This is a genomic window from Methanocella arvoryzae MRE50, assembly GCF_000063445.1.
GTDB lineage: Archaea > Halobacteriota > Methanocellia > Methanocellales > Methanocellaceae > Methanocella_A > Methanocella_A arvoryzae.
Window position 1 is genome coordinate 806,671 of sequence record NC_009464.1, and the last position, 12,984, is coordinate 819,654.

At 55.8% G+C, this 12,984-nt stretch carries 14 protein-coding genes; 10 read left to right on the top strand and 4 right to left on the bottom strand.

The window, feature by feature from the left end; genetic code table 11:
- Window positions 1-23 precede the first annotated feature (23 nt).
- Window positions 24-548, bottom strand: coding sequence for an RDD family protein (locus RCI_RS16120; RefSeq protein WP_158308868.1), 525 nt, complete (start codon window positions 546-548; stop codon window positions 24-26).
- Between the two features lie 93 nt (window positions 549-641).
- On the opposite strand from RCI_RS16120, the gene RCI_RS04165 reads away from it, so the two are divergent.
- A complete protein-coding gene (locus RCI_RS04165; protein ID WP_012034999.1) occupies window positions 642-1,628 on the top strand; it encodes a transposase in 987 nt (328 codons plus the stop codon).
- Between the two features lie 98 nt (window positions 1,629-1,726).
- Here the strand turns inward: RCI_RS04165 and trmY are convergent, their stop codons facing one another.
- Both trmY and RCI_RS04175 read right to left on the bottom strand, forming a co-directional pair.
- Window positions 1,727-2,305, bottom strand: a complete 579-nt coding sequence (trmY, locus tag RCI_RS04170) for a tRNA (pseudouridine(54)-N(1))-methyltransferase TrmY (RefSeq protein ID WP_012035148.1) — start codon at window positions 2,303-2,305, stop codon at window positions 1,727-1,729.
- Between the two features lie 74 nt (window positions 2,306-2,379).
- Window positions 2,380-3,714 carry a signal recognition particle protein Srp54 gene (locus RCI_RS04175; RefSeq protein WP_012035149.1) on the bottom strand — a complete coding sequence of 445 codons (1,335 nt, stop codon included), beginning with the start codon at window positions 3,712-3,714 and terminating at the stop codon, window positions 2,380-2,382.
- Window positions 3,715-3,909: 195 nt separating this feature from the next.
- On the opposite strand from RCI_RS04175, the gene RCI_RS17460 reads away from it, so the two are divergent.
- From RCI_RS17460 to RCI_RS04210, 8 genes are all read left to right on the top strand, one after another.
- A complete protein-coding gene (locus RCI_RS17460) occupies window positions 3,910-4,041 on the top strand; it encodes a hypothetical protein (RefSeq protein ID WP_269446491.1) in 132 nt (43 codons plus the stop codon).
- 138 nt (window positions 4,042-4,179) lie between these two features.
- A complete protein-coding gene (locus tag RCI_RS04180; protein ID WP_012035150.1) occupies window positions 4,180-4,515 on the top strand; it encodes an ArsR/SmtB family transcription factor in 336 nt (111 codons plus the stop codon).
- A gap of 1 nt (window position 4,516) precedes the next feature.
- Window positions 4,517-6,700, top strand: a complete 2,184-nt coding sequence (locus RCI_RS04185; protein WP_148266519.1) for a heavy metal translocating P-type ATPase — start codon at window positions 4,517-4,519, stop codon at window positions 6,698-6,700.
- Between the two features lie 95 nt (window positions 6,701-6,795).
- Window positions 6,796-7,311, top strand: coding sequence for a nitroreductase family protein (locus tag RCI_RS17465; RefSeq protein ID WP_012035152.1), 516 nt, complete (start codon window positions 6,796-6,798; stop codon window positions 7,309-7,311).
- Window positions 7,312-7,399: 88 nt separating this feature from the next.
- Complete coding sequence (hflX, locus tag RCI_RS04195; RefSeq protein ID WP_231844936.1) at window positions 7,400-8,662, top strand: GTPase HflX; 1,263 nt, start codon at window positions 7,400-7,402, stop codon at window positions 8,660-8,662.
- Between the two features lie 81 nt (window positions 8,663-8,743).
- Entirely contained in the window at window positions 8,744-9,139 is a 396-nt protein-coding gene (locus RCI_RS04200; RefSeq protein ID WP_012035154.1) for a transcriptional regulator TbsP domain-containing protein, read from the top strand.
- Between the two features lie 41 nt (window positions 9,140-9,180).
- Window positions 9,181-10,071, top strand: a complete 891-nt coding sequence (locus RCI_RS04205; RefSeq protein ID WP_012035155.1) for a ketopantoate reductase family protein — start codon at window positions 9,181-9,183, stop codon at window positions 10,069-10,071.
- Between the two features lie 12 nt (window positions 10,072-10,083).
- Entirely contained in the window at window positions 10,084-11,127 is a 1,044-nt protein-coding gene (locus tag RCI_RS04210) for a DNA-methyltransferase (RefSeq protein ID WP_012035156.1), read from the top strand.
- A gap of 56 nt (window positions 11,128-11,183) precedes the next feature.
- Here RCI_RS04210 and RCI_RS04215 read toward each other — a convergent pair whose 3' ends face one another.
- Window positions 11,184-11,393, bottom strand: a complete 210-nt coding sequence (locus RCI_RS04215; RefSeq protein WP_012035157.1) for a histone family protein — start codon at window positions 11,391-11,393, stop codon at window positions 11,184-11,186.
- A 235-nt stretch (window positions 11,394-11,628) separates the two neighbouring features.
- On the opposite strand from RCI_RS04215, the gene RCI_RS04220 reads away from it, so the two are divergent.
- On the top strand, window positions 11,629-12,582 hold the full coding sequence (locus tag RCI_RS04220) for an MBL fold metallo-hydrolase RNA specificity domain-containing protein (RefSeq protein WP_012035158.1): 954 nt from the start codon (window positions 11,629-11,631) through the stop codon (window positions 12,580-12,582).
- Window positions 12,583-12,984: the final 402 nt, after the last annotated feature.

Sequence of the window (12,984 nt, forward strand, 5' to 3'; positions counted from 1 at the left end):
GTCTCAGAGGAAAAAATAAAAAATCACTCGTCTTTTATCACGCAGGTCTTCAGCAGCAGGTCATACAGCCCCTGTTTTTTATCGTTGAGCAGGATGAAGATGAAGCCGATGTAGAAGAAATTGCTGAACAGCATCTTGAGGATGTACCTGAGCGCCGCTGTCACGAAGCTGATGCGCTCGCCGTCTTCGCCGACCACCTTTAGCCTGAGCAGGATTTTCCCGGGAGTGCCCTGATACTTCGAGCTCTCGAACCACGCGCTGTACACCACCATCGCGGCGATCACTACCAGGATCGAGATGAGGAGCACAAGGACTGCGATCATAATCAGCATGACGCCGAGATCTTCTGAGGCGGTGCTCATGAAAAACGCCGTAAAGTAGATGATCATGGCAGGGATCATGATGATAAATCCGATAACGCCCATTATTAGAGAGTCGATCAGAAATGCCACCAGCCGGATAAGGAAGCCGGCATAGTTTAAGACAGGGGGCTCAAGAACAGGGTGCACAGGATCGAAACTGGTATCGTGAGGACTGATGCTTCTCAATAAACCACCAGTATAGGATAGGCTATACTTGTAATTGTGACTTTTGCATAAGTCGATAACAAGTATATGGGCATTGCAGCCGTTGGCGTTTTTATGCATAGTAAAAACGTTGGTACGGGCTGGCAGATGCCCGTTTCTTGCTTCGATTGCCATTGTAAAATACTTTCTGACATACCGCTCATGATGCTGGAAGCGGTTGACTGGCAGCGTTTCCGATACCTCGAGAAGAATAATAAGATTGGGAGGCCTCCCCAGTACAGTCGGATCGCCTTGCTACGAGCACTTCTCTACATGGAACTGGCAAATCTCTCGAGTGTCAGTGAACTAGTAAGAATACTCAAGGGCGACAATTATAAAATGCGGATTCTCGGCTTCGACCAATTACCTAGTGAGAGCACGTTCAGCAGATTCAAAGACCAGGTAGACACCGACCGGATCATGGTCCTGTTGACAAGCATGATCTGGAAGAAAAACCCGGATTTCATGAGCATGGTTGGGGTAGACAGTACCAGCCTCCCTGCGTTCACCCGGAGTGATCCTGAGGCCTCATGGGGGTACGATCACATCAATGATAAAATGTACTACGGGTACAAAATCCACTTACTTTACGATCTGATTACACTGGCGCCGATCTGCAGTATTGTCACTCCTGCCAACATGCATGACACTACACAACTACTGCCATTACAGAGGAAAATGGGCAGTCGCATACTCCTTGTTAAGGGATTGTTCGCTGACATTGCCTATGACTCTAAAGAGCACTTGGAACGCATATACCCGATCGGCATACCATTGATCAACCGAGTTAACCGGCGGAACACGAAGAAAGAGCTACCCAGGTACCGAATACAGGAGTACATCCCCTTCCACGACATCACCATGAACAAATTATATAAAAACAGGATGCACTGCGAGTACACGAACTACCTGTTGAAAGAGCACCTCACCTTAAAACGAGTAAAAACTACCGGAATCCTTCGAGTTACTGTAAAGACCGGACTCACCCTGATAGCACGACAGATACAAGTACTCTACCAGGTTAAACAGGGAGCAAACCCCAGGACAACGATCATCGAGTGAATTATGCAAAAGTCTCCTTGTAATTATTATTTACTCTGGTATACTATCAGTAGTCATTCGAATGGAAAACAGAATGAGGCCCGGGCTCTTCCGGCGCCTCAGCGCCGGTCGGTCTCCCAGTTCACCATGACAATACAGTGGTCGGCGTGGTACAGTTTCTTGCCGAGGCTGACTTTTTTCGCGCCCTTCGCTTCCAGCACCGCCTCCTCTTCGGGAGTCAGGTTCTGGTGATCGCTCAGCACAAAGGTTTCGTTGCCTGTCAGCTCCACGCTCCGGATGTCCTCCCCGTCCTCGTGCAGGTATACAAGATTATCCATGCCGTTGATCAGATCGGCGAACGACCGCTTCGAGATGTACACGCCAGGCGTCGCCTCAGCCTCACCTTCGACAGGTATGCCTCTCTCCAGCGCCTTCTTAATCAAGGCTGCAGGACTCCGCTCGTCCGGGCTGAGATACCGCACATGCTCGCCGCTGAACTTGATGGTGACTGGCGGGGTGGGCTCGCCAAGAAGTATGGCGAAGAACTCGACATCCCTTCGCAGGTCGTGCGACAGAAATAGCGATGCGTTAACACATCTGGCGATGATGTCCATCCGTCCGGCTCCGCCGGGAAGATCGTTCAGAGAAAATTTAGGAGTAGTGACGGCCCTATGGCCCACGACAACGAACCTGCGCATGGTGGATAGTTATGCTTAAGAGTATTAATTATTGTGGGTGGATGGCGCCATGGGCGCCAGCACTGAAGCTTAAGTCACTTCATCCCCATTTGCTTCATTATTTTTTGCATATTCATCTTGCCACCCGGGCCGCCGCCTTTCATGCCCTTCATGGCCTTCTGCATCATCTTGTGGTACTTGAGCAGTTCCCGGACTTCTTCGGGGGACTTGCCGGAGCCGTGGGCGACTCTGGCGATGCGGCTGCTGCCTATTAGTTTAGGATCGTCTCGCTCTGCGGCGGTCATGGAGTCCATGATGACTTTATACCCTTTCAGCTTGTCCTGGGTCATCTTGTACATGTCGTCGGTGATGTTACCGCCGAGGCCGCCTAAGGGCAGCATGGACATGATCTGCTTGAGGGGGCCCATCTTGTTGATAGCCTCGAGCTGGTCGTACATGTCGTTGAGCGTAAATTTGCCCTGCATCATCTTCTCGACGTTCACGTCGTCTTTCTGCAGGACTTCGTTGGCCCGTTCCACGAGGGCTCTCAGGTCGCCCATGCCTAGCAGCCGGGAGATGAACCCGTCGGGGTCAAACCGCTCCATGTCGTCCGGCGTCTCTCCGACACCGATGAAGGCGATGGAAGTGTTAGTGTCAGATACTGCCGACAGCGCTCCGCCACCTTTGGCGGTACCGTCGAGCTTGGTGATGACTACGCCGGTAATCCCGATAGCGTCGTTGAAGGCTCTGGCCTGTTCGCTGGCCTGCTGGCCGATGGCTGCGTCGAGTACCAGCAGCTTGTGGTCGAACTTGGTCAGCCCGTAGATGTCCTTCATTTCCTGGATGAGGTCGGTCTCCAGAGCGTGACGGCCTGCCGTGTCGACGATCTTGACGTCGTACTTTGCCATCTCTTTCAGCCCGTTGCGGACGATGGCGACGGCATCCTTGTTGCCTGCCTCACCGTAGAACCCGACACCCAGCTTGTCACAAAGCTGTTTCAGCTGGTCGTAGGCACCGGGCCTGTAGGTGTCCGCGCAGATGACTGCCGGCTTCAGGCCCTTGCGGGCGAAATACCTCGCAATCTTGGCAGACGTAGTCGTCTTACCGGAACCCTGCAGGCCTACCATCATGATCGTCTGGGACTGTAAGGCAACCGGGGTGGCCTTGCCGACGATGTTGACCAGTTCAGTGTAAACTATGCGCAGCACGTGCTCCTTCGAGTTCATGCCCGCAGGAGGAGCTTCGGTGAGCGCCCTGTTCTTGATCGTGCTGGACAGTTTCATGACCAACTTGACGTTCACATCGGCCTGTATCATGGCCCGCTGGATGTCCTTGACCACTTCGTCGATGACTTCTTTGTCGATCTTGCCTGAGTTGGCGATCTTCCTGAGCGCGTCCTTCAACGATGTGCCGAGGTTGTCTAGTACCATAGGTGTTCTCCGGTATTCTCTGCCCTTTCGGGCTTTATCGAGAGTAATTATGCCAGTAACATATAAACATTGTGTATACCGCTGCCGGCCATACGCGATATATAATTAACCGTATATGATATTTGCCCCGCGGAAAGAGCAAATTGTTTATGTACGGTTGCAACCAACTAGGATGGGGATTGGATTATGCGTTGTATGATGTGTGAACGCAAATATAGCGAAGAGTATGGAGAAATTATAGACGGCTTCTGTAGCGAGGAGTGTAAGAACGTCTATTCACATATTTACGGGTTCGAAGAGCTCAGCAAGCCTGTCGGCGAGTGCTAAGCCGGGGTACAGCTGCCAGCGATCGCTGTGCTGTGCCGGCGCTGACGGGTCATACGCGATGCAGTTACCATTTTAGTAATTTTTTTCGCCTTTCGGGAAAAGTATATATAACATTATTACATATGAACATTCATTCATATGTTCAACAATTCCCATGAATTGATCGGCCCCCGAAGCAAGGGAGAAAATGCGCAGGCTGAGACTCTATCTGCCGCTGCAGAGATTTTCAAGGCGCTGGGCGATGTGACCCGGCTGCGCATCCTGGACGTACTGGAGCGCCGGGAGATGAAGGTGCAGGAGATAGCGGCTGCACTGGGGATGACCCAGTCGGCCATCTCCCACCAGCTCGGCACGCTTCGGACGCTGCGCATCGTAAAGGCGCGCAGAGAAGGCCGATCAACGTTCTATTCTATAGACGATGGTCACGTAAAGCAGTTGTTTGACCTGTGCGTAGAGCACGTGGCCCACGGGTGATATGATGGAGAAGCTAACAACCTATACCGAAACATGCAGCTGCTGCGTGGCTGAGCAGATGCACAAGCCGGAGCAGAAGAACGGCCGGGAGGCGTCGCCGGACGCCGCCCCGGGCCACATCGAAGTGCACACCTTCGAAATCCGGGGGCTGGACTGTGCAGACTGTGCGGCAAAGCTGGAAAAGTATGTCTCAGAGATGCCCGGAGTAGCCAGGGCAGCGCTAAACTTTTCTACGGCTGTTTTAACGGTAGAGCACTCGACCCCTGTAGCCGAGATTGGAAAAGCCATCTCGGGGATGGGGTACACTTACAAGCTGCAGGGCAACGGGAGCCCGAAGGAGAGCTTCCTGAGGAAGTACCGGAAAATCCTCTCGACGGCAGCATCGGGCATCGGCCTGGCTGCGGGAATGGCTGCGTCTTTCCTGGGACTGCCGTGGTACGTGCCGACGCTGTGCTTCGCCTTCGCTATTGTCACAGGCGGCTTCTATATCTTCAGAAGCGCGCTGTACTCGTTGAAATCGCTTACGCCGGACATGAACCTGCTGATGACGCTCGCCGTAGCAGGGGCCATCCTGATCAACCAGTGGGAAGAAGGCGCCGCAGTCATCTTCCTGTTCTCGGTAGGGTCTGCGCTGCAATCGTACACCCTGGACCGGACGAGGAACTCGATCAAGTCGCTGATCAACCTCGCCCCCGCGGAAGCGTCTGTCCTCGTCGACGGAAAGGAACGGAAAGTCCCGGTGCGGTCGATCGTGCCCGGCGACATACTGATCATCAGGCCCGGCGAGCGCATCGCAATGGACGGCACTGTAGTAGATGGCGTCTCCTCGGTCAACCAGGCGCCCATCACCGGGGAATCGATCCCGGTGGAGAAAAGGAAGGGCAGCCCGGTATACGCGGGCACCATGAACGAGCGGGGCACGCTGGAAGTCGAAGTGACGACGCTGTTCGAAGAGAACACCCTGTCGAAGATCATCCACATGGTCGAGGAAGCCCAGAGCCGCAAAGCCCCGGCGCAGGAGTTCGTGGACAGGTTCGCAAAATATTATACACCCGCAGTCATCCTGGTTGCAGCCGCCATCGCGACCATCCCCCCGCTCTTCGGGATGCCGTTCGATACCTGGTTCTACAGGGCGCTGGTGCTGCTGGTCATCGCCTGCCCGTGTGCGCTGGTTATCTCGACGCCCGTCTCAATTGTAGCCGCAATCGGCAACGCTTCGAGGCACGGCGTCCTCATCAAGGGCGGCACATACCTTGAAGAGTGCAGCCGCATCAAGGCCATCGCCTTTGACAAAACAGGCACTCTTACCGAGGGCAGGCCCGAAGTCACGGACGTAGTCACCTATGGCTGCAGCAGAGAGGAGGCCATCCACCTCGCCGCATCCATAGAGGACAGGTCTGAGCATCCGCTGGCGGCCGCCATCATGCGGGCCAACGGGAACAACGGAGTGCTTAAGGCAGAGTCGTTCGAGGCCGTGCCCGGGGCGGGAATCACGGCGACAGTGAACGGAGTCCGGTATAGCATAGGCAGCGCCCGCATGTTCGAGAAACTGGGCGGCGAGGTGCAGGAAGCTATCGCAGCCTTTGAGGCTGCGGGTAAGACCCCGGTCATCCTGGGCGGGCCCCAGGGTATCCTCGCGGTCTTCGCCATCATGGACAGAGTCAGAGAGGAAAGCCCTGCTGCCCTTAAAGCGCTGCACGACGCCAGAGTCCCCCACCTGGTCATGCTCACCGGAGACGGAGAGCAGGCGGCCAGGGCCATCGCCCGCCAGACCGGCGTAGACGAGTACTATGCAGGCCTACTACCGGAAGCGAAAGTGAGCCAGATCACCCGGCTCAGGCAAAAGTACGGGCACGTGGCGATGGTGGGCGACGGCGTCAACGATGCCCCCGCCCTCGCAGAGGCATCCATCGGCATAGCGATGGGCGCGACAGGCTCGGACACGGCCATCGAGACCGCGGACATCGCCCTGATGTCCAACGACCTCTCGAAGCTGTCGTACCTGGTCAAGCTTGGCCGCCGGATGATGAGCGTCATCAAGCAGAACGTGACCTTCTCGCTGGTGGTCAAGCTGCTCTTCATCGGGCTGACCCTGGCAGGCTTCTCCAACCTCTGGATGGCCGTGTTTGCCGACACCGGGGCGGCGATCATAGTGATCCTGAACGGGATGAGATTACTGCGGTAAAAGCAAGATTGCCCGGGACTCGGGGGCCCATCGAATCCCTGCAGCCCCGGTACGTACTTTTTTATATCTATAGTTAAAAATATTAAGCGAAGCACATGGACGTTTTCAAGGCGATCGAGACCCGGAGGAGCATCAGGAAGTACAAGGACCAGCCGATCCCCGAGGATCTGCTGTGGCGGATACTTGAGGCGGCGAGGCTGGCGCCGTCTGCGTCGAACCGGCAGCCCTGGGCGATGGTAGTAGTCAGGGATAAGGAGCAGAAAAAGCTGACGGCCAAAGCCTGCAGCAACATGGAACACGTGGCCGGCTGTGCCGTGTTTATTGCGTGCTTCAGTAATCCGGGGGATAAGTGGTACCAGGTGGATGCGGCGATCGCTATGGAGAATGTATCGCTCGCCGCATGGGAAGCGGGCATCGGCTCGTGCTGGATCGGGTACTTCGACGATGACTACATGAAGTCAGTGCTCCACATACCGCAGGACGATAAGATCGTGGTCTGTATGACTTTGGGATATCCTGACGAGGCCCCTGACGCGAGGCCCAGAAAAGATCTGGCAGACCTGGTGTACCGGGAAAAATACGTGCCTCGCTCCGGCTCGCCCCCATTCTAAAGAAAGTGGAACCTTCAAATAGCTGGAAAGCATAATCACGGGAGTACCGGTTCTATCCGGTTTCAGGTGGACCATGCCCGGTGCTATTTTGATTAAGAGGATTAACCCCCAGCACAGAGATCAGAACCTGGACGAGCTGGAAGAGCTGGCCAAATCCGCGGGCTACGAGGTGCTGGACAAGATCACCCAGGTCCGGCCTCTGCCGGATAAGGCCTACTGTATTGGCAGAGGAAAGGCGGAGGAAGTCTCGGAACTTCTGGCCGCAGAGCGGCCCGACAAGGTGATCTTTGACGAAAAGCTGAACGCAGTGCAGGCGTATAACTTATCTAAGCTGTTTCAGGTCGAGGTCATCGACCGTTTTAACCTCATTCTGGAAATTTTCGCGCAGCGCGCCCGGACTAAGGAGGCCAGGCTGCAGGTGGAGCTGGCAAACCTGATCTACGAGCGCCCGAGAGCACGGATGAAGGTCACGCTGGCCCGGAGGGGCGAGCAGCCGGGTTTCAAAGGCCTCGGCCAGTATCAGGCGGACATCTACGAGAGCGAGATCACGGGCAGGATCGCGAAGATCAAGGAAGAGCTCGCCGTCATTAGAAAGAGACAGGACCAGACCAGGCTGCGGCGCAAGGAGCGGGGCTTTGACATGGTAGCGCTGGCCGGCTATACCAATGCAGGTAAAAGCACGCTTATGAACGCGCTGGTAGGCGAGACGGTCGTGGCTAAGGATCAGCTGTTTACTACGCTGGTGCCGACGACCCGGATGATGGAGGCGGGCCGGCGCAGGGTGCTGCTGACCGACACGGTCGGCTTTATCAAGGACCTGCCCCACTTCATGGTGGAAGCCTTTCGCTCGACACTGGAAGAGATATATCTTGCAGACCTGATCATCCTGGTAGTAGATGCCAGCGAGCCGCCGGAAGTGGTGCTCGAGAAGCTGGCCACCTGCCACGACACGCTCTGGGGCAAGATCGGCCCGATACCGGTGATCACTGCGCTGAACAAGATTGATAAGATCGACCTCCCGACGCTGGAGCGGACGGAAGCGGCAATCAAGAACCTGGCCCCTCACCCGGTGGCGGTATCTGCCAGAACCGGCGATGGCCTGGAGGAGTTGCGGGCTACCGTGGAGTTCTTCCTGCCGAAGTGGGTTTCAGCAGAGCTGACGCTGCCCCATACCGAGGAAGGCTTATCGACGCTGTCGCAGCTGTACGATGAAGCCATTGTCAGAGACGTGCAGTATGGCACCGGCCCGAAAGGCCCCTGCATCAGGGTCTCGGTCGATGCCCGGGAAAGCGTGCTGAGCCGGCTGGCAGAGCGGACGCAGGACTGGATGCAGAAAGGCGCATGCCAGTAAGATCGGCATACGCATATGGGCTTGCTTATTAATAGATTAATAAGCAAAAGATAATATATCAATAGCAAAATATGGTTAGTCATGCATCCTGCCGAACACGAGCCAGAAATCCTCAGCCATAATACTATCCAGGATTTTATCAAGCTGAGCAAACTGTTATCCGATCAGAAATACACGATGCTGAAGCCCAATACCATAGATATGGTAGCTGTCTTGCTCCTCGCAGCAGCGAACAACGAAGAGCTGTTCTTCGACGTGGTGGCGTGGGGAGAGCACACCCGGCTTGCCTCCAAGGCAACGTTCTCCAGGCGTAAGAACTACCTGGAGGGCCTCGGCGTCATATACGAAGAGAATGTGAGAGCTCAGTATGGCCGTCCGAGGATCCGCCTCAGGATCAACAACGACAGGTTCAAGGAACTCTTCAAGCTTGAGGAAGACGGGTTAGCTGAACCGGAACCTGCCGAGCCCAGGCATTAGGCGGGAAACACAAATATACCGTCGCGCGCTAAGTACCTGGTATGAAGATCAGTGTCATCGGCGCTGGCGCTCTCGGCACGTTTTACGCCGCTATGCTGGCGGCATCAGGGCAGGATGTCACGCTGGTGTGCCGCCCGAAGTATCGGGAAGCGCTCGAGAAGGGAGTGCAGGTCGACGGGGTGTTTCAGGCCACGGCAAAGCCACGCATTTCAGACCGCCCTGTGCCTGCGGATCTGGTTTTTACCGCTGTCAAGTCGTATGACGTGGAGGCAGCAGTCGAAGGCCTGTCGTTTAACCCCGGTACGCTGGTGGTCGTTATCAGCAACGGACTCGGCAGCGACGAGGCGGCCGCAGCGAAAATCGGCAGCTGCAGGGTAGCTGCAGGAGTATCATACAGCGGTGTGGTCTTCCTGGAGCCCGGTAGAGTACACGTGGCAGGCTACACGGAGACGGTGCTGGGCTCGACCGACCCCGGCGCTAGAGACCGGCTGGACATGGCGCTCATAGCGCTGGAGAAGGCTGGCCTGAAAGCGAGGATCGCCGACGATATCAGGGCTGCACAGTGGGAGAAGCTGTTCGCCAACGTGGGGATCAACGCGATCACCGCGATCACCGGGCTGAAGAATGGTATGCTCCTCGAGATTCCGGAGCTGAAAGCGCTGGTTACCGCAGCAGTATCTGAGGCGGGAGAAGTGGCCAGGGCAGCAGGCATCCGGGTAGGGGTTGATCCAGTAGAGCAGACCTACAGGGTCATCAGGGACACTGCTGGCAACAGGTCTTCGATGCTGCAGGACGTGACGAAGGGAAAACGCACGGAGATCGACGTGCTGAACAGCAAGATCGCCGAGATCGGGCGGGCTTGCGGGATACCCACGCCGGTCAACGATACCATCACTGCGCTGATCAGGGGGATTGAACACAGGCATCAATAGCACCGGAGCACCATGATTACGACTCATAAGATATACTTCGGCAACGCCCGGGATATGAAGGATCTGTCAGCCGGATCAGTCAACCTCGTGGTCACCTCGCCACCGTACCCCATGATCGAGATGTGGGACCGGCAGTTCAGTGCCTCAAGCCCGGGAGTACGGAAAGCGCTGGAAGCAGGAGATGGAAAGCGGGCTTACGAGCTGATGCACCGGGCTCTGGACAGAGTCTGGCATGAGACTGACCGGGTGCTGGCCCCATCGGGCATCGTATGTATTAACATAGGCGACGCAACCCGTAAGGTGAGCGATGCTTTCAGGCTGTATCCGAATCACGTGCGGATCACCGATTTTTTCGTAAAGGCAGGGTATGATGTGCTGCCTATGATCATCTGGCGGAAGACCTCGAACAAGCCTAACAAGTTCATGGGCTCCGGCATGCTGCCCCCTAACGCGTATGTGACGCTCGAGCACGAGTACATCCTGATCTTCCGTAAGGGCGGTAACCGGCAGTTCGGCGAAGACGCGAAGGTCAGGCGGCAAAGCGCCTATTTTAGAGAAGAGCGCAACGCCTGGTTTTCGGACGTCTGGTCGGACCTGAAAGGAGTACCACAGCAGTTGAACGGCAAGGGCAGAAACAGATCTGCCGCCTATCCGTTTGAGCTTCCGTATCGCCTTATACAGATGTACTCCGTCTATGGCGACACAGTGCTCGACCCCTTTGCAGGCACCGGGACGACCATGCTGGCGGCCATGGCATCGGCCAGGAACTCTGCAGGATACGAGATAGACGGGACCCTGGAGCAGATCATCGACGAGAGGGTGGCCGGGGTAATGAGACTGACAGAGGCGGTGGTTGCAGAGCGGCTGGAAAAGCACCGGCGGCTCGCTGGCATGGCGTGCGATGGCGGAGCCGGACGATACAGGTCAGATCATTACGACTTTGCCGTCACCACGTCCCAGGAGACCAACATTCGCCTCCCGCTGGCGGATAGCGTGAAGAAGAGCGCGGCCGGGCAATACCGGGTGAAGCACAGCTTTAAAAGATGGCAATTCTGATTTAAAAATGGATAAAAGGGAAAGAGTCAGGCCTGCCATGGCCTTCCCCCGCTTATTTAGTGAAGCCGCTGAGAAGCAAGCCGGATGTCCTCTTCCTTCACGGTCTTGCGACCCGCATGCTTGCAGAGCTTGATGGCTTCTGCAGAGACCTTGGTGCCGTACTCCTCGAGTATGGCGGCAAGCGCCTCCTTTGCGTCTTCGCTGACCCTGTCGGCGCCGGCGTTCCGGATGATCCTGTCGACTGATGCGACGGGTAGTTCTTTCATCTGTATCCACCTCCTCGCAGTAAAAAATACCGGATTTAACGATATATGTTACTTAAAAACCCCTGTATTTATATCTTTTGCCTAACAGGCCTTTAAATAGCTTTTAAATGGGCAGAACCATGGGGAGAGAGCCGGTTAGTATTATATATGCATGGGAAAGCATCGCTTTACAGGAAAGCCTATATACTGGGTTTCATCGGCAACTATTTTAACGTGCCCCGCAGAGACAGGTCCGATGATCTACCTGGACAACGGGGTATCCGTCTATAATAGCAGAGAGTACCGCTGTGACCCGAAACGCTGTGTCAGGGACTGCGTCAACCTCGTGTCACACGGCCACTTCGACCACGTGCCATCCTCGCTGAGCCAGGCGATAGTGACGTCAGAGATCACACACGCGATCGTGGAAAGCAGGGCAGGCGTAAAAGTAGAGCGCACTACATGCGAGCACGTCGACCTGCTGGACTCCGGGCACGTGCCGGGCGGCAGCATGTTCCTGATCAACGGTGACAAGAAAGTCCTGTACACTGGCGACCTGTGTACGAGGAAAAAGTACTTTTCGCCGGGCGCCCGGCCAGTAAAAGCCGACACCCTCATCATCGAGTCGACCTTCGGCCGGGATAAATACGTATTCCCGCCCACGCAGGAAACCGTCGGAGCAATGCGCGACTGGGCCGAAGACAACGCCGCCTGCGGCAAGCATACGATCTTTTACGCATACACCTTCGGCAAGGCGCAGGAAGTCATCGCAGCCCTGGAGGGGACAGAGCTATTCACGACCGGGCCGGTCCTGAAGGTCAACGGAGTACTCAGGAAGTTCGGATACCGGCTGGATGCAGAAATGCTGCCGGACGAGCCGGGCGAGCCCGCAGTCATCGTAGCTCCGGGAGGCGGCAAGCGCGACCCTCTGCTGAAAAAGTACCTCGTCGCAGGTGCCAGAACAGCCTCAGTGTCCGGCTGGGCAATGGACCGCGGGCTCACGCGTGCGGCTTACACAGACACGGCATTCCCGCTATCCGACCACGCTGACTACCAGGAACTGATGGATTTCACAAAGGCAGTCAGCCCCGAGATCGTCTACACCCTGCACGGCTTCTCTAAAGAACTGGCCAAAGATATCAGGACGAAGCTGGGTATCGAGGCGGTGCCATTGAAGAAAGGGCATCTGACACTCTCCAATTTTCAATGAAGAAGCGTTGCGTTTGATCAGCGATGGTATGACCGGTTTATAGTCCCATAAAAAAATGTGGATATCGTCGGCGCCCAGCCGCCTTGTATTTAGTTCGCAATATGCAAGGATTCGACCCTTCGGTCGCGTCGGCGCAACGACGCAGCGACGCAAAGTCTAATCAGAAAACCTTTACGCCCCTGCGCCTCTGCGCCTTTGCGAATTAAAACCGAGGCCTCCAGGGGCCGAGCCAGTCCAATTTTTTATATCCCCTACTTGAAAACCCACTTTTCATAAACGAGTAATTCCTAAAACTTTTTGAAGAGTTCCTGAGCCGGGATATTCGCCTGTTGAACGCCTGCGAATGCAGGCGTTCTCAAGGCGATTCTCGACAGCCGATTTTCCCTCTCAAATCCTCCGGCC

Coding starts and splice junctions, on each gene's coding strand:
- RCI_RS04165 (WP_012034999.1), top strand. CDS start 642: ATGCATAGTAAAAACGTTGGTACGGGCTGGCAGATGCCCGTTTCTTGC.
- trmY (WP_012035148.1), bottom strand. CDS start 2,305: ATGCGCAGGTTCGTTGTCGTGGGCCATAGGGCCGTCACTACTCCTAAA.
- RCI_RS04175 (WP_012035149.1), bottom strand. CDS start 3,714: ATGGTACTAGACAACCTCGGCACATCGTTGAAGGACGCGCTCAGGAAG.
- RCI_RS17460 (WP_269446491.1), top strand. CDS start 3,910: ATGATGTGTGAACGCAAATATAGCGAAGAGTATGGAGAAATTATAGAC.
- RCI_RS04180 (WP_012035150.1), top strand. CDS start 4,180: ATGTTCAACAATTCCCATGAATTGATCGGCCCCCGAAGCAAGGGAGAA.
- RCI_RS04185 (WP_148266519.1), top strand. CDS start 4,517: ATGATGGAGAAGCTAACAACCTATACCGAAACATGCAGCTGCTGCGTG.
- RCI_RS17465 (WP_012035152.1), top strand. CDS start 6,796: ATGGACGTTTTCAAGGCGATCGAGACCCGGAGGAGCATCAGGAAGTAC.
- RCI_RS04200 (WP_012035154.1), top strand. CDS start 8,744: ATGCATCCTGCCGAACACGAGCCAGAAATCCTCAGCCATAATACTATC.
- RCI_RS04205 (WP_012035155.1), top strand. CDS start 9,181: ATGAAGATCAGTGTCATCGGCGCTGGCGCTCTCGGCACGTTTTACGCC.
- RCI_RS04210 (WP_012035156.1), top strand. CDS start 10,084: ATGATTACGACTCATAAGATATACTTCGGCAACGCCCGGGATATGAAG.
- RCI_RS04215 (WP_012035157.1), bottom strand. CDS start 11,393: ATGAAAGAACTACCCGTCGCATCAGTCGACAGGATCATCCGGAACGCC.
- RCI_RS04220 (WP_012035158.1), top strand. CDS start 11,629: ATGATCTACCTGGACAACGGGGTATCCGTCTATAATAGCAGAGAGTAC.